Annotated in this window: 23 protein-coding genes, 1 tRNA gene and 1 pseudogene; 8 read left to right on the top strand and 17 right to left on the bottom strand. The window is 71.7% G+C overall.

Translation table 11 applies throughout. From position 1 onward, the window contains the following. The first annotated feature begins 150 nt into the window (after nucleotides 1–150). Nucleotides 151–807 carry an SDR family oxidoreductase gene (locus ABT288_RS25910; RefSeq protein ID WP_351612168.1) on the top strand — a complete coding sequence of 219 codons (657 nt, stop codon included), beginning with the start codon at nucleotides 151–153 and terminating at the stop codon, nucleotides 805–807. A gap of 139 nt (nucleotides 808–946) precedes the next feature. On the opposite strand, the gene ABT288_RS25915 is transcribed toward ABT288_RS25910, so the two are convergent. Genes ABT288_RS25915 through ABT288_RS25925 form a run of 3 tightly spaced genes read right to left on the bottom strand, consistent with a single transcriptional unit; the run spans nucleotide 947 to nucleotide 1,827 of the window. After that, a complete protein-coding gene (locus ABT288_RS25915; protein ID WP_351612171.1) occupies nucleotides 947–1,159 on the bottom strand; it encodes a hypothetical protein in 213 nt (70 codons plus the stop codon). Nucleotides 1,160–1,204: 45 nt separating this feature from the next. Further along, a complete protein-coding gene (locus ABT288_RS25920; RefSeq protein WP_351612174.1) occupies nucleotides 1,205–1,429 on the bottom strand; it encodes a hypothetical protein in 225 nt (74 codons plus the stop codon). Nucleotides 1,430–1,473: 44 nt separating this feature from the next. After that, nucleotides 1,474–1,827: a DUF6233 domain-containing protein gene (locus ABT288_RS25925; RefSeq protein WP_351612176.1), complete on the bottom strand. Its 354-nt coding sequence runs from the start codon at nucleotides 1,825–1,827 to the stop codon at nucleotides 1,474–1,476. Nucleotides 1,828–2,026: 199 nt separating this feature from the next. Here ABT288_RS25925 and ABT288_RS25930 point away from each other — a divergent pair, with 199 nt between their 5' ends. Further along, nucleotides 2,027–2,509 (top strand): carboxymuconolactone decarboxylase family protein, encoded by a 483-nt coding sequence (locus tag ABT288_RS25930; RefSeq protein ID WP_351612179.1) that lies wholly within the window; start codon nucleotides 2,027–2,029, stop codon nucleotides 2,507–2,509. A 324-nt stretch (nucleotides 2,510–2,833) separates the two neighbouring features. Here ABT288_RS25930 and ABT288_RS25935 read toward each other — a convergent pair whose 3' ends face one another. Next, nucleotides 2,834–3,331, bottom strand: coding sequence for a DUF3761 domain-containing protein (locus ABT288_RS25935; protein ID WP_351612182.1), 498 nt, complete (start codon nucleotides 3,329–3,331; stop codon nucleotides 2,834–2,836). 830 nt (nucleotides 3,332–4,161) lie between these two features. On the opposite strand from ABT288_RS25935, the gene ABT288_RS25940 reads away from it, so the two are divergent. After that, nucleotides 4,162–5,334: a glycoside hydrolase family 3 N-terminal domain-containing protein gene (locus ABT288_RS25940; RefSeq protein ID WP_351612185.1), complete on the top strand. Its 1,173-nt coding sequence runs from the start codon at nucleotides 4,162–4,164 to the stop codon at nucleotides 5,332–5,334. A 72-nt stretch (nucleotides 5,335–5,406) separates the two neighbouring features. Here the strand turns inward: ABT288_RS25940 and ABT288_RS25945 are convergent. After that, a tRNA-Tyr gene (locus ABT288_RS25945) sits at nucleotides 5,407–5,488 on the bottom strand. A gap of 226 nt (nucleotides 5,489–5,714) precedes the next feature. On the opposite strand from ABT288_RS25945, the gene ABT288_RS25950 reads away from it, so the two are divergent. From ABT288_RS25950 to ABT288_RS25960, 3 genes are all read left to right on the top strand, one after another. Next, nucleotides 5,715–6,203 carry a YajQ family cyclic di-GMP-binding protein gene (locus tag ABT288_RS25950; RefSeq protein WP_019756392.1) on the top strand — a complete coding sequence of 163 codons (489 nt, stop codon included), beginning with the start codon at nucleotides 5,715–5,717 and terminating at the stop codon, nucleotides 6,201–6,203. 169 nt (nucleotides 6,204–6,372) lie between these two features. After that, nucleotides 6,373–7,626, top strand: coding sequence for an APC family permease (locus tag ABT288_RS25955; protein ID WP_351612187.1), 1,254 nt, complete (start codon nucleotides 6,373–6,375; stop codon nucleotides 7,624–7,626). A gap of 130 nt (nucleotides 7,627–7,756) precedes the next feature. Continuing rightward, complete coding sequence (locus ABT288_RS25960; protein ID WP_351612190.1) at nucleotides 7,757–8,158, top strand: YccF domain-containing protein; 402 nt, start codon at nucleotides 7,757–7,759, stop codon at nucleotides 8,156–8,158. Nucleotides 8,159–8,217: 59 nt separating this feature from the next. Here ABT288_RS25960 and gvpO read toward each other — a convergent pair. The 12 genes and pseudogenes from gvpO to ABT288_RS26020 all read right to left on the bottom strand — a co-directional run. After that, nucleotides 8,218–8,607: pseudogene (gene gvpO / locus ABT288_RS25965) on the bottom strand (gas vesicle protein GvpO); the annotation flags it as partial. 28 nt (nucleotides 8,608–8,635) lie between these two features. After that, nucleotides 8,636–9,499 (bottom strand): zinc metalloprotease HtpX, encoded by an 864-nt coding sequence (gene htpX, locus ABT288_RS25970; protein WP_351612192.1) that lies wholly within the window; start codon nucleotides 9,497–9,499, stop codon nucleotides 8,636–8,638. A gap of 192 nt (nucleotides 9,500–9,691) precedes the next feature. Next, the gene (locus ABT288_RS25975) at nucleotides 9,692–11,212 is read right to left on the bottom strand and encodes an NADH-quinone oxidoreductase subunit N (protein ID WP_351612195.1); all 1,521 of its coding nucleotides are present in this window, start codon (nucleotides 11,210–11,212) and stop codon (nucleotides 9,692–9,694) included. After that, on the bottom strand, nucleotides 11,209–12,783 hold the full coding sequence (locus tag ABT288_RS25980) for an NADH-quinone oxidoreductase subunit M (protein WP_351612197.1): 1,575 nt from the start codon (nucleotides 12,781–12,783) through the stop codon (nucleotides 11,209–11,211). Before ABT288_RS25980 ends, ABT288_RS25975 begins: the two co-directional genes overlap by 4 nt. A 6-nt stretch (nucleotides 12,784–12,789) precedes the next feature. After that, nucleotides 12,790–14,784, bottom strand: coding sequence for an NADH-quinone oxidoreductase subunit 5 family protein (locus ABT288_RS25985; protein ID WP_351612199.1), 1,995 nt, complete (start codon nucleotides 14,782–14,784; stop codon nucleotides 12,790–12,792). Then, a complete protein-coding gene (gene nuoK / locus ABT288_RS25990) occupies nucleotides 14,781–15,155 on the bottom strand; it encodes an NADH-quinone oxidoreductase subunit NuoK (protein WP_351612202.1) in 375 nt (124 codons plus the stop codon). Before nuoK ends, ABT288_RS25985 begins: the two co-directional genes overlap by 4 nt. Further along, complete coding sequence (locus ABT288_RS25995; protein WP_351612203.1) at nucleotides 15,155–15,823, bottom strand: NADH-quinone oxidoreductase subunit J family protein; 669 nt, start codon at nucleotides 15,821–15,823, stop codon at nucleotides 15,155–15,157. Before ABT288_RS25995 ends, nuoK begins: the two co-directional genes overlap by 1 nt. Next, a complete protein-coding gene (locus ABT288_RS26000) occupies nucleotides 15,820–16,404 on the bottom strand; it encodes a NuoI/complex I 23 kDa subunit family protein (protein WP_351612263.1) in 585 nt (194 codons plus the stop codon). Before ABT288_RS26000 ends, ABT288_RS25995 begins: the two co-directional genes overlap by 4 nt. A 2-nt stretch (nucleotides 16,405–16,406) precedes the next feature. Continuing rightward, nucleotides 16,407–17,375 carry a complex I subunit 1/NuoH family protein gene (locus ABT288_RS26005; RefSeq protein ID WP_351612205.1) on the bottom strand — a complete coding sequence of 323 codons (969 nt, stop codon included), beginning with the start codon at nucleotides 17,373–17,375 and terminating at the stop codon, nucleotides 16,407–16,409. Further along, nucleotides 17,372–18,094 carry a hypothetical protein gene (locus ABT288_RS26010; RefSeq protein WP_351612208.1) on the bottom strand — a complete coding sequence of 241 codons (723 nt, stop codon included), beginning with the start codon at nucleotides 18,092–18,094 and terminating at the stop codon, nucleotides 17,372–17,374. Before ABT288_RS26010 ends, ABT288_RS26005 begins: the two co-directional genes overlap by 4 nt. Further along, nucleotides 18,091–19,152: an AAA family ATPase gene (locus ABT288_RS26015; protein ID WP_502972820.1), complete on the bottom strand. Its 1,062-nt coding sequence runs from the start codon at nucleotides 19,150–19,152 to the stop codon at nucleotides 18,091–18,093. Before ABT288_RS26015 ends, ABT288_RS26010 begins: the two co-directional genes overlap by 4 nt. Before the next feature lie 99 nt (nucleotides 19,153–19,251). Beyond that, the gene (locus ABT288_RS26020; protein WP_351612211.1) at nucleotides 19,252–19,527 is read right to left on the bottom strand and encodes a PqqD family protein; all 276 of its coding nucleotides are present in this window, start codon (nucleotides 19,525–19,527) and stop codon (nucleotides 19,252–19,254) included. Between the two features lie 462 nt (nucleotides 19,528–19,989). Here ABT288_RS26020 and ABT288_RS26025 point away from each other — a divergent pair, with 462 nt between their 5' ends. Then, nucleotides 19,990–20,349 carry a hypothetical protein gene (locus ABT288_RS26025; RefSeq protein ID WP_351612214.1) on the top strand — a complete coding sequence of 120 codons (360 nt, stop codon included), beginning with the start codon at nucleotides 19,990–19,992 and terminating at the stop codon, nucleotides 20,347–20,349. A 192-nt stretch (nucleotides 20,350–20,541) separates the two neighbouring features. Further along, on the top strand, nucleotides 20,542–21,087 hold the full coding sequence (locus tag ABT288_RS26030; protein ID WP_351612217.1) for an acyltransferase domain-containing protein: 546 nt from the start codon (nucleotides 20,542–20,544) through the stop codon (nucleotides 21,085–21,087). Nucleotides 21,088–21,334: the final 247 nt, after the last annotated feature.

Here is a 21,334-nt window from a genome sequence, read left to right on the forward strand (position 1 = left end):
GGTCGACGGCAACTTCGACGACTGCCTCACCCTCGCGCGCTCGCTGAGCGAGAACTACCCGGTGGCGCTGGTCAATTCGGTTCGGCGCGGTCCTGCCACGCCGGTCAACTCGCGCGGCGGATGCGCCCCGTCCGGCGTACGGTCGGTTTCATGCGCATTGTCATCGCTGGTGGTCATGGTCAGATCGCGCTACGGCTGGAGCGCCTGCTCTCCGCGCGCGGGGACGAGGTCGCGGGGATCATCCGCAGGTCCGAACAGGGCGACGATCTGCGGACGGCCGGCGCCGAACCGGTACTGCTCGACCTGGAGTCCGCCTCCGTGGAGGAGGTCGCGGCGCACCTGCAGGGCGCCGACGCGGCGGTCTTCGCGGCCGGAGCGGGCCCGGGCAGCGGGGCGGCCCGCAAGGAGACGGTGGACAGGGGCGCGGCGGTGCTGTTCGCGGACGCGGCCGTTCGCGCGCGCGTGCGCCGATTCCTGGTCGTGTCCTCGATGGGCGCGGATCCCGCTCACCAGGGCGACGGTGTCTTCGACGCGTACCTGCGCGCCAAGGGCGAGGCGGACGCGTACGTCACCCGCCAGGAGGCCCTGGACTGGACGATCCTGCGCCCCGGCTCGCTGACGGACGACGCCGGCACCGGTCAGGTCCGTCTGGAGGCGCACACCGGGCGCGGCGCGATCCCCCGGGACGATGTGGCCGCCGTACTCGCGGAGTTGGTGGACACCCCGGCGACGACCGGCCTGACGCTGGAGCTGATCAGCGGATCGACTCCGGTGTCGGTGGCGGTGAAATCGGTGGCCGGGAACTGAGGCCGGCCACCGGCCGTTGAACGGACGGATCCCGCCACCGGGCCTTCGGTATCGCTGACCTGTCACACCGTCAGATCCTCCCGCCCCGCCCACACACGCGAGCCGGCCCCCTCCGTCTCGTCATGACACTCGTCATGACTCAGAACAGAGGCAACTGCCCGGGAAACTCCGGTACGGCGTACCCGTCCAACGCCGGCTGGACGGCCCCGAGTTGCGCCTGCCGCCGCGACCCGGCGCAGGAGACGAGTTCTCCGTTCTCCCGCGCCCCGGGCGGGTCGTGCCGCGCGTAGCGGCCCGCGACCACGGCGATGTCGCGGTGGCACACAGGACAGGTTCTGCGTCGGGAGGACATGCCGTCAGTGTGCCCGCACCGGCGCCGGTCGGCACGACACCGCGGTCAGGTCCGGGTCTCGGCTTCCCAGCGGTCGGGTCCCACCCCCCGCCAGTCGATCAGCGGCGAGTCGGCCACCTGCTCCGGCTCGATCTCCAGCCCCGCGCGGCGCAGGAACTCCACCAGGTCCCCGACGTTGTGCGCCAGGCCGAGGATCTCGCCGTCCACCCGGACCCGGCGGCCGCCGGTCGGGGACGGCAGGTGCACGATAATGGGTCGTTTCCCGGCCATGGCTCCAGCATCGTCCGGACCGCCCGGGAACGCACCCGGACCGGTCATTCCAGTATTCCCAGCACGGTGTCGGGGCGGCACAGCGGGCATGCTGCGACACCTCCCTCGGCGAGGGCACGTACGGCCTCGTCCCGGTCGGCCCCTTTGGCGCGCCCGCCGGCGCTCGTACAGCCGCCGACGTGGACGTACACCGCGGTGCGGCCGTTCAGGCCGCGCTCGATCAGCCACTCCGGAGCGGCCTGCCGGGTGGCCAGGCGGCGCTGCCGTTCGGCCTCCCGGCGTTCCTCGTCCGCGATCCACCGGTCCATCAGGGCGAGCTGCCGCGCGGCCTGATGTTCGACGACGCGGCGCGCGAAACGCAGCATGTCGAGACGCGTCAGCGGACGGTCATCGTTCACACGTTCGATTCTAGTGAAGGGACCGGGAAGTGCGACCAGCGGGAGGCGACCGAACAGGGTTCGCGTGAAAACGGCTCTCCGTCGTCGAGAGGCGCCGAGACGCGGGTCACATCCATTCCTGTCACAGCGCGCGGGGCCGCTCTGTCCAAGAGGGCGTACGCAGAGGGCGTACACACCGGCAACCACCCAGGAGTACACCGTGGAAGCTCGTCTGAACGTCATGGCCGCCCCGGTCGCGGCCAAGGTCATGAAGCACATCATCGCCGCGGGCATGGCCCTCTCCGAGTCGACCGTGCCGGCCTCGACACGCGAACTGATGATGCTCCGCGCCAGCCAGATCAACGGCTGTGCCGGATGCATCGACATGCACACCAAGGAAGCCGCCGCGGCCGGGGAGACCGCCGTACGCCTCCACCTCGTGGCCGCCTGGCGGGAGGCCAAGGTCTTCACCGACGCCGAGCGCGCCGCACTGGAGCTGACGGAGCAGGGCACCCGCATCGCCGACGCGGCCGGCGGCGTCCCGGACGAGGTCTGGGCGAACGCGGCCAAGTACTACGACGAGGACCAACTCGCCGACCTGGTGGCCCAGATCGCCGTCATCAACGCCTTCAACCGCGGAAACGTCATCACCCAGCAGCCCGCCGGTGACTACGAGGCGGGCATGGTCGCCAAGTTCCACTGAGGGTCGACGACGAGAGCCCCGTGACCCGCTCTCGCAGGTCACGGGGCTCTCGTTCCCGTGTGGCGGCGCCAGGATTCGAACCTGGGAAGGCTGAGCCGGCGGATTTACAGCGGGCTCATCTCACGCCGCGCGACCTGCGGCTTTCCACTGCCAGCTCAATACCGGGGAACACCAGGGGGAAACAACCTCAGATCCTGCCGCCCTGTCGAAGGCCGTCCTGCCCACCTGGAGCGGGGGGGGGGGGGCGGGGGGGGGCGCCCCCCCCCGCCGCGCCCCGCCGCCCGCCCCCCCCCACCGCTCGCTGACCCGGACCACGCACTCGGCCTACCGGTAGAAGACCGCTACACCTCCGTGGTGCGAGCAGGCTCCCTGGTGGTGAGCGGCGTACGAGTACGTACCGTCGTTGCAGAGCGCGGTTGCACCGTTCCCGGCGCTGCTGGAACCACCCGACGAGTTGGAGTCGCCACTCCCGGACGACCCGCCCGACGAACTCCCGCCGCTCCCCGAACCCGCGGCCGCGGCATGCGCGGTCACGGTCACCGTCACCTTGACCGTCTTCGTCGCCGTCACCGTAGGCGCCGGCTTCGGCTTGGCGGTCTCCGTGGCCGTGGCCGTCGCGGTGACCGTCGCGGTGACCGTCGCGGTCGGCTTCACCTTGTCCGCCGCCGGCTTCGCGTCAGTCCCGTTGTTTCTGGCCGTGCCGCCGGCACCGACGCCGAGGAAGAAGGCGAGACCGATCGCGGGCAGCACGTACCGCTTCCGCGCCCACCTCGGGGCCGTGCGTATGGGCGGCTGTGGCGGCATGGCGTACGGGTCACTCATGTGTCCCCCCAGGGTGAGTTGAAGGGAAGACCGTAGCGACAGATGTGAAGCCGGTGTGAAGATTCCGTGCAGTAGTCACCTATTCGTGATGCGCTCCGGGGTGGCGCACCGGGCCGGGCCGGCCGTACACCGCCCGCGTTGGGGCGGGCCGCGCGAACCCGTCCGCCCGGGAGGGCAGAACGGCACGCTCACCCTGCTCACCGGCTCCCGGACCCCAGCCGCTCTGCGTCGCCTCGGCGTCAGGCGCCTGAAGGCCTGGCTCCGCAACCGCGGCGTCCACAGATGCCCGCCTGCAGGGGTCTACGCACGCCCGCCTCGTGCGCCGGCCAACGCGTGCTGGACTCCTGGCTCGCTTCAACGTTGGGTACGTCACCGATCACGGCCACAGCCTGGCACGCGGCACGGACACTTCCGCAGCTGTTTTGCAGACCATCCCGGAGACGTGCCCTGACCTGCCGTTTCCCGCCCCCGAGGTCATCGCCCCGCACCCGTCGCACCGTGAACGGGGCTGCGACCGGGGTGAAGCCCGGTGCAAGTCGGTTCCCGAGGGGCCCCGCTCATATCCGCTGGACTTTCGTTCGACTCCAAGGCGCGAGATCCTGGCACTCCGACTGTGGACCAGCGAAGAAACGCGGAGTCGTACGCATCTCACGCGTCGCAACACCCACCTCATATTGATGCGGCCTTCAGCGCGACGGGCACCGTCGCGACTCCCCGAAGGAGGTCGAGCAATGGCTTTCCCGTCGTACCGTGACCGCACAAGCGCGGCAGCACCGCCGCGGCTCCCCGGCCGGGCCAGGAACGCACGAAGACTGGGCACGGCCGCCGCCGTGACGGCGACGCTCCTGGCGGGCTGTGGCACGAGCACGCCCAAGGCGGCTCCGCACTCCAGCAGCCCCGGCGTCTCCCCGGCGCCGTCCACCGCGTCTTCCCGTTCCCCCTCGTCATTCAGTCCGGACCTCACCACCACCACCGCGTGCACCAACAGCACGAAGCTGGCCGGGTGGTCGAACCACCGGCTGGCCATGCTGACCGTCGCCGTCCCGGTGTCGGAGGCCTCGGTGTCCGACGCCACCTCCGAGGTGAGCGCCGGTGCGGGCGGTGTGCTGCTGTTCGGCAGCAAGGCGCCGTCCGACCTCGGCTCCAGGTTGACCACCCTGAAGACGCATGTACCGGGCCATTTGGGCTTGTTGGTGATGACCGACGAGGAGGGCGGTGGCATCCAGCGCATGGCGAACCTCGTCGGTTCCCTGCCCTGGGCCGCCTACATGGGCACGCACTGGACCCCGGCACAGATCCAGCAGAACGTCACCAAGGTCGCGTCCAAGATGGCGGCCGCCCAGGTGAACATGGACCTCGCACCGGTGGTCGACGTCGACGGCAGGAACGTGGCCCCCAGCAAGACCAACCCCGACGGATGGCGTTCCTTCAGCGGCAATACCTCGGTGGTCTCCAAGGACGGTGTCGCGTACATGAACGGGTTGCGCGCCGGAGGTGTGATACCCGTCGTCAAGCACTTCCCGGGCCTCGGCGGCTCGAGTTACAACTCCGACTTCGGCCCCGCCCGCACCCTGCCCTGGTCCACCCTGCAGAAGGTGGCCATCCCGCCGTTCACAGCGGCCATCAAGGCCGGCGCCCCGGCCATCATGGTCTCCAACAACACCGTGCCGGGCCTGGGCACCAATCCGGCTAGCCTGTCCCCCACCGCCATCAGCTCCGAACTGCGCGGCAAGCTCGGCTTCAAGGGGCTCGTGGTCACCGACTCGCTCAGCGCCAAGGCGATCTCCGCAGCCGGCTTCAGCGTGTCCACCGCCGCCGTCCAGGCCCTGCGCTCCGGCGCCGACATGGTCATGTTCGACCTTGGGGGCAACCCCAGCTCCCAAACCTCCTCCATAGCCACGGCAATCACCAATGCGGTGGCCGACGGACACCTCGCCCGCAGCCGCCTCATCGACGCGGCAGGGCACGTCCTGGCCGTCCGACACGTGAATCTCTGCTCCTGAGCACGAAGAGGCTCAACAAAGAAGCCCCCTCTGAGCTGCTTCACAACAGATCAGAGGGGGTCTTCCCCAGTGTGGCGGCGCCAGGATTCGAACCTGGGAAGGCTGAGCCGGCAGATTTACAGTCTGCTCCCTTTGGCCGCTCGGGCACACCGCCGGGTTGGCCACCAGATCGAACCGCTATTCGGCGGTGCCCCCTGGCGACGACGTAAACAATACCCGATACGTGGGGGTGCTTCGCCACCCGATTGATCTCCACCCCTCGGCTCGCGGGATGGCTAGGCTGGTGCGGATGCGGCCCGGCGCAATGCCGGGCCCGGCGGCCGCCGCCGCGCACGCCGGCACGCACCCGATACGCACCCCGATACAAGGAGCCACAGGACATGGCCGACTCCAGTTTCGACATCGTCTCGAAGGTCGAGCGGCAGGAGGTCGACAACGCCCTCAACCAGGCCGCCAAGGAGATCTCGCAGCGCTACGACTTCAAGGGCGTGGGTGCCTCGATCTCGTGGTCCGGGGACAAGATCCTCATGGAGGCGAACTCCGAGGACCGGGTGAAGGCCGTCCTCGACGTCTTCCAGTCCAAGCTGATCAAGCGCGGTATCTCGCTGAAGGCGCTGGACGCGGGCGAGCCCCAGCTGTCCGGCAAGGAGTACAAGATCTTCGCGTCGATCGAGGAGGGCATCTCCCAGGAGAACGCGAAGAAGGTGGCGAAGATCATTCGCGACGAGGGGCCGAAGGGCGTGAAGGCCCAGGTCCAGGGTGACGAACTGCGCGTCTCCTCCAAGAGCCGGGACGACCTGCAGGCCGTGATCGCACTGCTGAAGGGCAAGGACTTCGACTTCGCGCTGCAGTTCGTGAACTACCGCTAGGAACCGGCATCCGCGACAGACGGAAGGGTGGGCGCCCCCGAGCGGTGCCCGCCCTTCCGTGCTGTCGCCGCGTGCGTTCACTGCCTGTTGGCCACATGCTCGTGGCCCCTCGACGAGGGAGACGCCGGCGGACCACCAACCGGTTCCGCCGGTCAGTAGGGTGCGGCGCATGACAACGGCCGGCACAGCGCTGCGACGCACCCTCGGCGTGCGGGACGCCGTGGTCGTCGGCCTCGGCTCGATGATCGGGGCCGGTGTGTTCTCGGCCCTGGGGCCGGCCGCGCGCTCGGCCGGTTCGGGGCTGCTGCCCGGGCTGGCGCTCGCGGCGGCGGTGGCCTACTGCAACGCCATGTCCTCGGCCCGGCTGGCGGCTCGTTATCCGGCCTCCGGCGGGACGTACGTGTACGGACGGGAACGGCTGGGCCCCTTCTGGGGTTGTCTCGCGGGCTGGGCCTTCGTGGTCGGCAAGACAGCGTCCTGCGCGGCCATGGCACTCACCGTGGGCGCCTACGTCTGGCCGGGGCAGGCGCACGTGGTGGCGGTGGCGGCCGTGGTCGGCCTCACGGCCGTGAACTACGGCGGGATCCGGAAGTCGGCGCGGCTGACACGCGTGATCGTGGCGGTGGTGCTGGCCGTCCTCGCGGCCGTGGTGGCCGTGTGCCTGGCCTCCGGGCGCGCCGACGCCGGACGGCTGGACATCGGGCTGTCATCGGGCACGGGCGGGGTGCTCCAGGCGGCAGGGCTGCTGTTCTTCGCCTTCGCCGGGTACGCGCGGATCGCGACCCTCGGGGAGGAGGTGCGGGATCCGGCGCGCACGATTCCGCGTGCGATCCCGCTGGCCCTGGGGATCACACTCGTGGTGTACGCGTGCGTGGCCGTCGCGGTGCTCGCCGTCCTCGGCGCGGACGGGCTCGGGCACGCGGCGGCACCGCTGGCCGACGCGGTACGGGCGGCCGGTGCGCCGGGGCTCGTGCCGGTGGTGCGGACCGGGGCGGCGGTGGCGGCGCTCGGCTCGCTGCTCGCGCTGATCCTCGGCGTGTCCCGTACGACGCTCGCCATGGCCCGGGACGGGCATCTGCCGGGGACGCTGGCGGCCGTGCACCCGCGTTTCCGGGTGCCGCACCGGGCGGAGCTCGCCGTGGGCGCGGTGGTCGCCGTACTGGCCGCGACGGTCGACGTGCGCGGCGCGATCGGCTTCTCCTCCTTCGGCGTGCTCGCCTACTACGCCGTCGCCAACGCCTCCGCCTGGACCCTGAGTCCGGCCCCGTCGGCGCGTGCGGTGCCCGTGGCGGGCCTGCTGGGCTGCGCCACGCTGGCGTTCGCGCTGCCCGCCGTCTCGGTGTCCGTGGGGGCGGGCGTGCTCGCGGTGGGGGCGGCGGCCTACGGCGTACGGCGGTGGGCTCAGGGACGACGTCCCGAGTGACGCCGTACGGGACCGTCTCCGAACGTTCCCGATCACGCCACAAGGGTGCTGCGGTTCTGCCCGAACGCCTGACGCACTGATACTTGTGGCAGCAGGCATGCCGACGGAGCGACCCGGAGAGGTACCGATCATGAAGGTGTTCAACCTGCTGCTCAACATCCTGTGGCTCGTCTTCTGCGGCCTGTGGATGGCGATCGGTTATCTCATCGCTGCGGTGATCTGCTTCGTCCTCATCGTCACCATCCCGTTCGGCATCGCGTCGCTGCGCATCGCCGGCTTCGTCCTGTGGCCCTTCGGCCGGACGACCGTGGAACGGCCGGACGCGGGCGCGGGATCCTTCATCGGCAACGTGATCTGGGTGATCTTCGCGGGATGGTGGCTGGCGCTGGCCCACCTGATCACGAGCATCCCGCTGTTCCTGTCGATCATCGGGATCCCCTTCGGCTGGGCGAATCTGAAGCTCATCCCGATCTCGCTCATGCCGCTCGGACGTGAGGTGGTTCCGTCGGACCAGGGTTTCGCCGGGCGCTGATCTCATACGCGGGGCGCGATGTCACGCGCCGGGCGCGGTGTCACGCGCCGGGCGCGGTGTCACGCGCCGGGCGCGGTGTCACGCGCGGGCGCGGTGTCACGCGCGGGCGCGGTGTCACGCGCGGGCGCGGTGTCGCGCGCCGGGCGCGGTGTCGCGCGCCGGGCGCCGGTCACGGCGGAAGCAGCGTGCCCAGCGGCCCCAGGTCGATGTTGAGGTCGGCCAGAGCGAGGCCGGCCGAGCAGCTTGCCCGCGGGGTCCAATACGACTTGGTAGCCGGCCATGACACTGCTCGTGTCCGGCACGCGCTCCAGTTCCACGACTTCGACCACGGCTTCCCAGCCCGCTTCGGTCGGTCTCAGTGCCGAAACCGACTCCGGGGTTCGCCCCAGCAGCTCGGCGAGCTGCTCGATCGCGCTCCGCATGGCGTCGGACGCGGATACGCGCTCCGGTACGGCTTCCGTGCGCGACGGGGGGCATTCACCGGTGGCGGCCCGCCAGCTGTTCCAGCCGGGCGATGCGGTCCGCCATCGGCGGGTGGGTGGAGAACATCCTGCTCAGCCCCTGGCCCGCACGGAACGGGTTGGCGATCATCATGTGGCTGGCGGTCTCGATCCGCGGCTCGGGCGGCAGCGGGAGCTGCTGGGTGCCGACCTCCAGCTTGCGCAGGGCACTGGCGAGGGCCAGCGGGTCGCCGGTGAGCTGGGCGCCGGAGGCGTCCGCCTCGTACTCGCGGGAGCGGCTGACGGCCAGCTGGATGAGGGTGGCGGCGAGCGGGCCGAGGATCATGATCAGGAGCATGCCGAGCAGGCCGGGGCCGTCGTCGTCGTCCGAGCGGCCGACCGGGACCAGCCAGGCGAAGTTCACCAGGAACATGATCACCGAGGCGAGCGCGCCGGCCACCGAGGAGATGAGGATGTCCCGGTTGTAGACGTGGCTGAGCTCATGGCCGATGACGCCCCGCAGTTCGCGCTCGTCCAGCAGGCGCAGGATGCCCTCGGTGCAGCACACGGCCGCGTTGCGCGGGTTGCGGCCCGTGGCGAAGGCGTTGGGGGCCTCCGTCGGTGAGATGTACAGGCGGGGCATGGGCTGGCGGGCCTGCGTGGACAGCTCTCGGACCATGCGGTACAGCGCCGGGGCCTCGAACTCGCTGACCGGCCGGGCGCGCATCGCGCGGAGCGCCAGCTTGTCGCTGTTCCAGTACGCGTACGCGTTCGTGCCGAGGGCCACGAGGACGGCGACGACCAGACCCGTGCGGCCGAAGAAGCTGCCGATGACGATGATCAGTGCGGACAGTCCCCCGAGGAGTACTGCGGTCCTGAGCCCGTTGTGCCGGCGGTGCACCGTGCGCCCTCCAAGTCGTGCAGCTGGGGAACACTTTGGTCCAGTGGACCCTCCCGTCTGTGACAACGCCAGGCGGCGGCTGCGAGTTCCCTGGTGGGTGCGGCTGCGCACCTGGGCCGTACGGGTGAGGGCGCGCGTACGGCCATGCGCGCGTGGAGGTTACGGCTGCCCCACGCGCGCGTGGCCGAGTCCTCAGAACAGTCCGGTGGCCGCGAAACGGAGGACCAGTTGGGGTGCTCCGGACAGGGCGACGCCGAGTACGCCGGTGAGGGCGAGGGCGGCCGTGAGGGGGGCCGGGACGCGGTGCCGGGCGGGTTCGCCCTCGGGGGCGCGGAAGAGCAGGGCCGTCCACTGCAGGTAGTAGAAGAGGGCGATCACCACGTTGACGGCCATGACGACGGCGAGCCAGCCGAGGCCCGCGTCCACGGCCGCCGAGAACACGGTGACCTTGGCGAACAGCCCGATCACGCCCGGCGGCAGCCCGGCCAGGCACAGCAGGAAGAACGCCAGCAGGAGCGCGGTGAGCGGGTTGGTGGCGTACAGGCCCCGGTAGTCGCTGATCCGGTTCAGGGCCCGGCTGCGGCCCACCACCGCGGCCACCGCGAACGCGCCGAGGTTCACGGCGCCGTACATCAGCGCATAGGCCACCGTGGAGCCGATCGCCTTCTGCGGGTCCTTGGCGTAGCCGGCGGCGGCGATCGGCACCAGCAGATAGCCGGCCTGGCCGACGGAGGACCAGGCGAGCAGCCGTACGGCGCTGTACGCGCGCGTGGCCTGCTGGCGCAGGGCACCGACGTTGCCGACGGTCATGGTGAGCGCGGCCAGGGCAGCGAGCGCGGGGCCCCAGACGTCGGCGTACGACGGGAACGCGACCACGGTGACGAGGATCAGGCCGGAGAAGCCGACCGCCTTGCCGACGACCGACAGGTAGGCGGCGACGGGCAGCGGTGCGCCGACGTAGGTGTCGGGCACCCAGAAGTGGAAGGGGACCGCGGCCGTCTTGAAGGCGAAGCCGATCAGGGTGAGGACGACACCCGCCTGGGCGAGCGTGTGCAGCTGTCCGGCGACGTGGGGCAGGCGCTGGGCGACCTGGGTGAGGTAGAGGGTGCCGGTGGAGGCGTAGACGAAGCTGATGCCCATCAGGCTGACCGCGGTGGCCGTCACCGAGGACAGAAAGAACTTCAGGGCGGCCTCTGAGGACCGCTCGTCGCCGTGCCGGATGCCGACGAGGGCGAAGGCGGGCAGGGAGGCGACCTCCAGGGCGACGATCAGGGTGGCCAGGTCCCGGGAAGCCGGCAGCAGCGCGGCACCGGCCGCCGAGGACAGCAGCAGGAACCAGAACTCGCCTGGTGGGACGCGGCGTTGGTCGTCCCTGAGGTTCGTGACGGACAGCAGGGCTGCGAGGAGCGCGCCGCCGAGGACGAGGAACTGGATGACGAGCGTGAAGTGGTCGGCGGTGTAGCTGCACGCGTGCGTGGCACCGCCGGTCAGGCAGAAGGTGCTGCGGTCTCCGCCGAGGAGGGGCAGCAGCATCAGCACGGCCACGGCCAGTCCGGCGACCGAGACCCAGCCGAGGACGGCCTTGCGGGCCTCGGGCAGGAACAGGTCGGCGACCAGGACGGCCAGTCCCACCGCGGCGGCGATGACCGGCGGGGCGACGGCGAGCCAGTCGACGGACTGGACCAGCGACTCGGCGAGGGGCTGGGCGCTCATCGGGTGCCTCCTGCGAGGAGCTGGTGCACGACCGGGTCGGTCAGGCCGAGCAGCGCCCTCGGCCACAGTCCGGCGACGACGGTGAGGGCGACGAGCGGGGTCCAGGCGGCGAACTCGTAGCCGTGGACGTCGGCGAGCTTCGGGACCTCCTGTTCGACGCCGCCCATGCAGACGCGGCGGACCACGATCAGCAGGTACGCGGCCGTCAGCAGGGTGCCGAACGCGCCGATCGCCATGAAGGTGAGGAAGGCCGGGCGGCTGAGGCCGGCGGCGGGCTCGAACGCGCCGAACAGCGCCAGCATCTCGCCCCAGAACCCGGCGAGCCCGGGCAGGCCGAGCGAGGCGACCGCCCCGAACGCGAGCAGCCCGCCGAGCCGCGGGGCCTTGCCGTACAGGGCGAGGCCGGTCTCCTCGGCGAGGGTGTCCAGGTCGGTCGTGCCCGTACGGTCCTTCAGCGCGCCGACCAGGAAGAAGAGCAGGCCGGTGATGAGGCCGTGGGCGATGTTGGCGAACAGGGCGCCGTTGACGCCGGTCGGGGTCATGGTGGCGATGCCCAGCAGGACGAAGCCCATGTGGCCGACGGAGGAGTAGGCGATCAGCCGCTTGAGGTCGCCCCTGGCGCCCCGCTTGGCCAGGGCCAGGCAGGCCAGGGACCCGTAGATGATCCCGACCACGGCGAACGCGGCGAGGTACGGCGCGAAGGTGTGGAACCCGTGCGGCGCGATCGGCAGCAGGATCCGGACGAACCCGTACGTACCCATCTTGAGCAGGACACCGGCCAGCAGGACCGAGCCGACGGTCGGCGCGGCGGTGTGGGCGTCGGGCAGCCAGCTGTGCAGCGGCCACATCGGTGACTTCACCGCGAGCCCGATCCCGATCGCCAGAACGGCGATGACCTGCACGGACGCGGTCAGCGACCGGCCGTTGTCAGTGGCGAGTGCCACCATGTCGAACGTGCCCGCCTTGATCCCGATCAGGAGCAGGCCCAGCAGCATGACGACGGAGCCGAGCAGCGTGAACAGGATGAACTTCCACGCGGCCCGGGTCCGCCCCTCACCGCCCCAGCGGGCGATGAGGAAGTACATCGGGATGAGCACCATCTCGAACGCGAGGAAGAACAGCAGCAGGTCGAGGACGGCGAAGGTCGCGAGGGTGCCGGACTCGAGCAGGAGCAGCAGCGCGACGAACGCCTTCGGCGAGCCGCCCGCGGGCGGCTTGAAGTAGGAGTACAGCGCGCAGAGGAAGGTCAGCAGCGCGGTCAGGACGACAAGGGGGAGGGAGATGCCGTCGATGCCGAGGTGGATCCGCACGTCGAGCGCGGGGATCCAGCTGATGTCCGTCGTGGCCTGCATCCTCGACGGATGGTCCTGGTCGAAGCCGAGCGCCAGGACGATCGCGGCGATGAGGATCGCACCGGTCACGGTCACACCGTGCCGCAGCACGGCCTGCTCGGGTGACTTCCCCTTCAGTCCGGGCGGGGCCGGGAGGAGGGCTGCGACGGCGCCGAGGAGCGGGCCGACGACGACGAATGCCAGAAGGAACTGCATCACGGACTCGTTGATATCGATCACGCCTGCTCACGCTCCCGTGGCGACGAGGACGACGGCGACCGCCAGGACGACGGTGCCGGCGAGCAGCGCGCTCACATAGGTCTGCACATTGCCGGTCTGCGCCCGCCGTACGGCCGCCCCGAGCAGCCGGGGCAGGGCGGCCGCGCCCTGTACGTAGGTCTCGACGACCTCGCGGTCGAGGAACCGGACGAGACTCGCTCCGGCCTGGACCGGGCGGACGAACAGTGCCGTGTACACGGCGTCCAGGTGGAATCCGGCGGCCGCGGACCGGTGCAGCGGGCCGAGCAGCAGCCGGCCGGGGTCGGCCGGGTCGGGCGCGTAGGCGATGTCCCCGTAGGCCGGCTCGTGGGTGGCGATGGCCTCGGCCTCGACCAGCCCGGCGTCCCCCTCCGGATGGGCGGCGACCGCGCCCAGCGGGACCCGGGCCGCGAGCTGGGTGGTGCGCTGCCAGGCGCCGTAGGTGAGCAGCCCGCCGACCAGGGCGAGGCCCGTGCCGAGGATGGAGGTGAACAGGGTCGGGGTCAGGTCGCGGCCGTCGAACCAGCCGGGCAGCGCGCGGTAGGCGAGCCCGCCGAAGGCGAGGGACGGCACGGCGAGGACCCACAGCACCACGGTCATCGTCAGTGGCTGACGGCCGTGGTCGGGGGCCTCGGCGCCCCGCCCGCGGAAGGCCAGCAGCCACAGCCGGGCCGCGTAGGCGGCGGTGAGGAGGGCGGTGAGCAGACCGGCGACGAGGACGATCCAGCCGGCGGCCCACGGGGCGTGGTCCGAGTGGCCGTCGACCACGTGCTCGGCGGCGCCGAGGACGGACTCCTTGGAGAAGAAGCCGCTGAACGGCGGGATCGCGGCGAGCGCGAGGAGCGCCACGGTCATCGTCCAGTAGGCGTCCGGGACGCGGTCGCGCAGGCCGCGCATGCGGGACATGGCGGCCAGTGAGTTGGTGCCGGCGGCGTGGATGATCACGCCGGCCGCGAGGAACAGCAGCGCCTTGAAGGCGCCGTGGGACAGGAGGTGGAAGACGGCGGCACCGCGGTCGCCGACGGCGAGGGCACCGGTCATGTAGCCGAGCTGGCCGATCGTCGAATAGGCGAGGACGCGCTTGATGTCGTCCTGGGCGAGCGCGGCGAGACCGGAGCCCACCATCGTGACGGCGGCCATGACGGCGAGCACGAGCATCGCGGCCTGGGAGGCCTCGAACACCGGAAGGAGGCGGGCGACGAAGTAGACACCGGCGGCGACCATCGTCGCGGCGTGGATCAGCGCCGAGACGGGCGTCGGGCCGGCCATCGCGTCGGGCAGCCAGGTGTGCAGCGGGAACTGCGCCGACTTGCCCGCGACGCCCGCGAGAAGCAGCAGGGCGACCACCGTCGGATGGTGCAGGTCGCCGCTCGCGACGGCGCCGAGGACGCGCGTGATCTGGAACGAGCCGGCGTCGGTGGCGAGTGCGAACAGGCCGATGAGGAACGGCACGTCGCCGAGCTTGGTGACCAGGAAGGCCTTCAGGGAGGCGGCGCGGGCCTCGGGGGTCTCCCAGTAGTGGCCGACCAGGAAGTAGGAGCAGATGCCCATGACCTCCCAGCCGACCAGCAGCACGATCAGATCGCCGGAGTAGACGACCAGGAGCATCGCGGAGGTGAACAGGGAGACGAGGGCGGCGTACGAGGGGTAGCGCGGGTCGTCGCGCAGATAGCCGGTCGAGTAGATCTGCACGCAGGCCGCGACGAACGCGACCAGGATCGCGACGAGCGCGGCGAAGCCGTCGATGTACAGGGCCAGCTCGATCGGGACCGAGCCGGTGGGCGTCAGTTCGGTGTGCGCGGTGATGGCCTGGTCGCCGCCCTGGCGTGCGGCGACCAGCGCGGCCACGACGAGCGAGGCCAGCGGCGGCAGCACGGCGAGCGGGCGGACGAACCCGGGCGCGGTGCGGCCGAGCAGCAGTCCGGACACGGCGCCGAGGAACGGAAGGAGGGGGACGAGGACGGCGAGGGTGGTCGTGGTCACGCGGTGGCCTCAGCCTTCTCGGCCGCGGAGGAGCCCGGTTCCTCGGTGCCGGGGCCCTCGGCGGTGTCGCGGAGCTTGTCGATGTCGGAGGTGCCGCGGTTGCGGTAGACGGCGAGCACGATCGCCAGGCCGATGCCGATCTCGGCGGCGGCGATGGTGATGGTGAACAGGGTCAGCGCCTGCCCGGAGTGGAGGGTGTCCTTCGCGGCCCGGCTGAGCCAGACGTCGAAGGCGACGAGGTTGAGGTTGACGGCGTTGAGCATCAGCTCGACCGACATCAGCACCAGGATCGCGTTGCGGCGGGCGAGGACGCCGTACAGGCCGGTGCAGAACAGGAGGGCGGAGAGTACGGCCGGGTAGGCGAGGTGCATCAGCGGGCGCCTTCCTGCTCGACCGGGTGAATTCCGGAATCCGTGACGGAGGGGGAACTCCCGGTGACACCCCGGGAGTTCACCTGGGGAGGGTTCGACTCCGCCTTCGCCTTGCGGGACAGGACGATCGCGCCGACCAGTGCCGCGAGGAGGAGCACGGACAGGGCCTCGAAGGGCAGCACCCAGTTGCGGAACAGGCTCTCGCCGGTGACCCGGGTGGAGCCGGCGGCCGGGCCGTTCAGGTCGATCCAGGTGGTGCGGAACGCGTCGACGACCACCCAGACCAGGGCGACGGCGGCGGTCACCGCGACGGCCAGGGCGGCCCAGCGGTTGCCGGAGTCGGCGTCCGGGGAGCGGCCGATGGGGGCCTTGGTGAGCATCAGACCGAACAGCAGGAGGACGACGACGGAACCGACGTAGATCAGGACCTGCACCCAGGCGATGAACTCGGCCGTGAGCAGCAGGTACTCCACGGCGAGGCCGCCGAGCGCGACCACCAGCCACAGAGCGGCGTGCACCAGCTGGCGGGTGGTGACGGTGACCAGTGCGGCGCCGAAGGTGACCAGGCCGACCAGGAGGAAGGCGATCTCGACGCCGGACGGGGACAGGAAGCCGGGGTGAGCCGCGGCCAGGTTCACGGTCGGGTTCACGGTCGGGGCGAGGCTCACGACGCGCCCTCCTGTGGCTCCTGCTGATCGGCCTGTGCGGCCGCCAGCTTCTCGGCGGTCTTGCGGGCCGCGGCGATCTCCTTCGGCTCCTCGGCGGCGGGGTCGAGCGCCGGCGGGGCCGGGACGGTCCACATCCACTCGCGGAGCTTGTCCCGCTCGTGGGTGAGGTCACGGATGTCGGTCTCGGCGTACTCGAACTCCGGGGACCAGAACAGCGCGTCGAAAGGACAGACCTCGATGCAGATACCGCAGTACATGCACAGGGAGAAGTCGATGGCGAACCGGTCCAGGACATTGCGGCTGCGCTCGCGGCCGCCGGGGGCGGCCGGCGGGACCGTCTCCTTGTGGGAGTCGATGTAGATGCACCAGTCCGGGCACTCACGGGCGCAGAGCATGCAGACCGTGCAGTTCTCCTCGAACAGGCCGATCACACCGCGGGTGCGAGGCGGCAGTTCGGGCTGGGCGTCCGGGTACTGCTCGGTGACCGTCTTCCTGGTCATCGTGCGGAGGGTGACGGCCAGGCCCTTGGCGAGGCCACTGCCAGGAATGCGGGACCGGGTGGGCGGGGACGGCTCGGCCATGGTCACGAGATCACCACCTTGACGATGCCGGTGAGGGCGATCTGGGCGAGGGAGAGGGGGACGAGGAGGGTCCAGGACAGCTTCTGGAGCTGGTCCTCGCGCAGCCGCGGGTAGGTGACGCGGAGCCAGATGACGAGGAAGGCGAGGATCGCCGTCTTCAGCAGGGTCCACAGCCAGCCCAGGCCGTCGTGGCCCCACGGGCCGTGCCAGCCGCCGAGGAAGAGGACGGTGGTCAGGCCGCACAGGACGACGATCCCGGCGTACTCGGCGAGGAGGAAGAGTGCGAACCGCAGTCCGGTGTACTCGGTGTACGCGCCGAAGATGATCTCCGAGTCGGCGACGGGCATGTCGAACGGCGGGCGCTGCAGCTCGGCGAGGCCGGAGACGAAGAAGACGACCGCGCCGACGATCTGCCAGGGCACCCACCACCAGTGGAAGGCGTGCAGGATGCCGGGCAGGGAGACGGTTCCCGCCGCCATCGCCACCGAGGCGGCGGCGAGCAGCATCGGCAGTTCGTAGGCGAGCAGCTGGGCCGCCGTACGCAGACCGCCGAGCAGGGAGAACTTGTTCGCACTGGCCCAGCCCGCCATGAGCGAGCCGAGCACGCCGACGCCCATCACCGCGAGCACGAAGAACACGCCCGCGTCCAGGACCTGGCCCACGGCGCCCTGGCTCGGGCCGATCGGGATGGCGAGCAGCACGAGGAGGTACGGCAGCAGCGCGACGGCGGGGGCGAGCTGGAAGACGCGGCGGTCGGCGCCGGCCGGGACCACGTCCTCCTTCTGCGCGAACTTCACGCCGTCCGCGATGAGCTGGGCCCAGCCGTGGAAGCCGCCCGCGTACATGGGGCCGAGGCGGCCCTGCATGTGCGCCATCACCTTGTGCTCGGTCTGACCGACGATCAGCGGGAAGGTGAGGAAGACGACGAACACGACCACGAGTCGCAGGGCGACGTCCAACACGCCGTTCACTGCGGGCCTCCTGCGGGGGTGTCGTCGGGGGCGGGATCGGGGCCGGGGTTCGGGTGGGAGTCGTCGGGGGTGGCGGGCTCGTCGCCGGTGACGGGGTCGTCACCGGTGGCGGCGGGCGCTTCGGGGTGCTGCTCGGCCTGCCCGGGTTCCCTAGGGGTCTGCTCGGGCTCCGCCGAGCTGCGCTCCGCAGGCCTCCGCTCGGGCTCCGCAGACGTCTGCTCAGGCTCCGCCGGGACCTGTTCGGGTCCTTCGGACGTCCGCTCCGGCGCCGCCGAGGCCTGTTCGGGCGCTGCGGCGGCCCGTTCCGGCTCCTCCGGCATCTGTTCGGGTGCCGCCGGTGCCTGTTCGGGCGCGGCCGGTACCCGTTCGGGCTCCTCGAAGGCCGGGCGGGCGTGGTGCCACGGGGCGTCCGAGCTGCGCGGGGCCGTGCTCCGGCGCGCGGGAGGAGCTGCGCTGTCCGGCGCCGCCAGCTCACGGGCTGCCGGTGCCGTCGGCTCATCCGTAGCCGGTGCCGTCGGTTCCGGAGTCCGAGGTCGCTGTGAGGCCGAGCCGTCCGAGGCGCTGCGGGCGCGGCGCGGACGGGTCGGGGCGGGGCCGGGCTCGTGGGCCACGGAGGCCTCGGCGGCCGGGCCTTCCGCCGCCCCGGCACGGGTCGCGTCGCCCCCGGTAGCGCTCTGCTCGATCTCGGCCGCCTCCTGGGGCGCGCGGGTCTGGCTCACCGAGCCCTCGCCGGCGCTCCGCATCCGCCGCGGCCGGGCACCGGCAGCACCGGCAGCCCCACCGGCCCCAGAAGGTGCAGCAGCCTCGGAGCCGGCCCCGGCAGCCTCGGCCGTCTGGCTCGCCGAGCCCTCTGCCGCCGTGCGGGTTCGCCGTACCGGACGGTCCCCGGCCGCGCCCGCTCGAGCTGCTGGGCGTTCGCCCGGCGCGCGGGCCCCGCCGCGGGGCGGGGGGGGCGGGGGCGGGGGGGGCGGGGGCGGGCGCGGCGGGGGTTGGGGGCCCCCCCGGCCCGCCCGCCGGGGCTGCGGCGAACGCCGGCCGGTGCCGGCTGCCAGGTCCCGCGCTGCGCCGGTGCGGCGGCTTCGGCGCGGACGGCGGCGGGGCCCGCGGGGGCCGTGAGCGCGTGCTCGTCCAGGAGCGCACGCAGCAGCAGGGGGTTGCCGCCGCTGGTCTCGTACAGCGGTGAGGCGTGTTCGCGGCAGCCCGCGCGTTCGGCCAGCGTGCTCACCTCGGCCGGCCCGAGCCGCTCCAGCCGGATGCGGCGGAACGTCGGCTGGCGCATCAACTCGGTCGTGAACGCCGGGTCACCGGCCTCGTGATGGACCGTGGCTGCCACCACCAGCAGGATGCGGGCGGGCCGTGCGTAGCGGGCGAGGTACTGGACGAAGGCGAGGGACGCGTCGTCGGCGTGGTGGACGTCGTCCACGCACAGCACCAGCGGGCTGCCCTCGCTCATCTCGCGCAGCTCGGCACACAGTGCCTGCAGGTCCTCGGTGCGGGGTGCCCCGTCCGCCGTGTTCTCCCACAGGGCCGGCCCGAGCCGGCCGGCCAGCAGCTGGCGCACCACGCCCCACGCGGACGTGCGCTCGGCCGGGAAGCCCGTCGCGCACAGCACCACGGCCCCCGCGGCCGCGGCCTGTTCGACCAGCAGGTGCACGAGCGTGCTCTTGCCGCAGCCCGTGGGTCCCTCCACCAGGACGGTGCGGGAGAGCCCCTCGGCACAGTCCGTGAAGGAATCCGTCAAGGTCCGTATCGCCGTGGTCCTTCCGACCAACGTCATAGTCGCCCCGTCTCGGTTGGTCCACCCCTAACCTGGACCAGCCTGACCACACCCCCTACAGGTGTGGTGGAGCGGTGGCGGAACGCCGCACATGCCGGGTCAGAGCTCGGTGCGCACCAGACCGGCGTCGCGCAGTTCGTCGACCCACAGATCCAGATCCGCAAGGGTGTTGGCCGGTTCGGTGCCCCACAGCGACGCCAGCATGAGAGCCGCCGCGGGCACATCGCCGCTGTGCCGGCGCAGGGCGAGCCACATCGCCGTGCCGACGGGGCCGCAGCGCACCGCGCGTGCCGGTGCCGACGGCTCCGGCACGATGTCCAGGCGCCCCTGCGCGTCGACGCTGACGCTCAGTCCGGGCATCGGTTGAACTCGCACACGTACCTCCAGCCCGCGAGCGGCCCACGGCTTACCAGGTCGTCGGATTCACACGCGGCGACGTACACCGGAAAACGAAATGCCGTCCGGGGCGCCAGGGCGGTGAGCATCGAAATCAATCCTCGTGCGTGCGGTCGGGCCTGGCAACGGTCCGTACCCCCCTACAAGGTGGTGCGCGAACGCCCTGACGTAGGGGTGTGCTGCGCGTTTCACCACTGCGCCCCCAGCGCCGGGGGCCGGCCGAACGAATCCGGCCGAAAGCAATTCCCGAAAGGCGGGGGTAATTGGCTGAAGGTTTTCGGAATGCGCCGCCGGCTGCTTCACAGAACGCGCGGAAAGGTGAAGCGATTTCCTTGGACCTCACCGAGTTTCACCGGCTCTCCATCACCTCTCCAGTCGCGGCGGCCATGGTGTGAGGGACGGCTGTACGGAGTGACGAACCATGAGGAAGGACCTCTCGTCATGGCGCCCACGTTGACCGAGCCCCTCAGCGGGGTGCTGCACGAACTCCTCACCGCCCGCTGTCTGCGGGAGCGCAACAAGGAACTCGTCCTCGAACTGGTCGCGGCGGGCAACCGGGGCGAGGCCAACCGGCTCACCCGGCACTGGGCGGATCCCGCCGGCCCGGGCGGGCCGGTGCTGCCCGACGGGTTCGGGCTGACGGTCGAGAGCGTCCTCGCCGAGGGTGACGTCGTCGTGCTGCGGGCGACCGCGCGCGCCGGGCGCGAGGCCTGGTCGCTGGTCGCCGAACTCCGCTTCGACTCCGCGGGGCGGGTCGCCCAGTGCCACGACATGCTGGTGCCCGGGGCGGCGGTGAGCTGAACCGGACCGCAACTCCCGTGCGACCCACGGGAGTTCGAGGGTGTCTCGGTCGATTCTCGAGCGGCGGACGTCACCGTCGGCCCCTACCGCCGCACGAGAGGGGGACAGCCGGTGAGGAGGGCGTCCGGCTGGGCCGGGCTATTACGGCGTAATAGTGGAGCGGGCCGTTCCGCCCTGAGGGGCCGGCCCGTCATGGTCGACGCGGACGGTGACACGGCCGTGCTGTTCACCTCCGGACCAGGGGTCGGGCCCGCCGCGGCGCGGACCCTGTACGGGGCGTTTCCCGAGTTCCGCGCCGAGTTCGACGCGATGTGCCGGGTGGCGGACCGGCGGCTGCCGCTGCCGCTGGCCGCCGTCGTGTTCGCCCCCCAGGACGGCGTCGACGCCCGCCTGCTGCACCGCGTCGAGTACCGCCGGACCGCGCTGTTCGCCTACCAGCTGGCGCTGTTCCGGCTGTGGCGGGAGCGGGACGTGCCGCGGATCGCAGCGGTCGCCGGTGAGGGCGCGGGCGCCTGCGCCGCGGCGTGCGCGGCGGGCGTGCTCGGCCCCGACGAGGCGGTACGGCTGCTCGTGTCGGGTCGCCGGCTGCACGAGCACGGCTCGAGCCGCGCCGAACGAGCCCTGCGTGCTGGTGGGTTCGAGCGTGTGCTGCGCTGCGCCCCGGACCACGAGGAGCTCGACGGCACGCTCCCGGCGGGTGGGGTACGGCGGGAGCGTCCGGAATTGCTGGGCGGCTGAGGGCCGCCCGGGCGACGTCGGGGAACGGGCTGGTGGCCGGCACGGTGGCCCGGACACCGCGAGGACGTCCCGCACGGACGAGCGCAGGTCGGGGACGGTTCGCGGGCCGTACGAGCATGGCGTCCGCCGCGTCGAACGAGCCCTGCGTGCCGGTGGGTTCGAGCGTGTGCTGCGCTGCGCCCCGGACCACGAGGAGCTCGACGGCACGCTCCCGGCGGGTGGGGTACGGCGGGAGCGTCCGGAATTG

This window comes from Streptomyces sp. NPDC001093 (genome assembly GCF_040298985.1).
GTDB lineage: Bacteria > Actinomycetota > Actinomycetes > Streptomycetales > Streptomycetaceae > Streptomyces.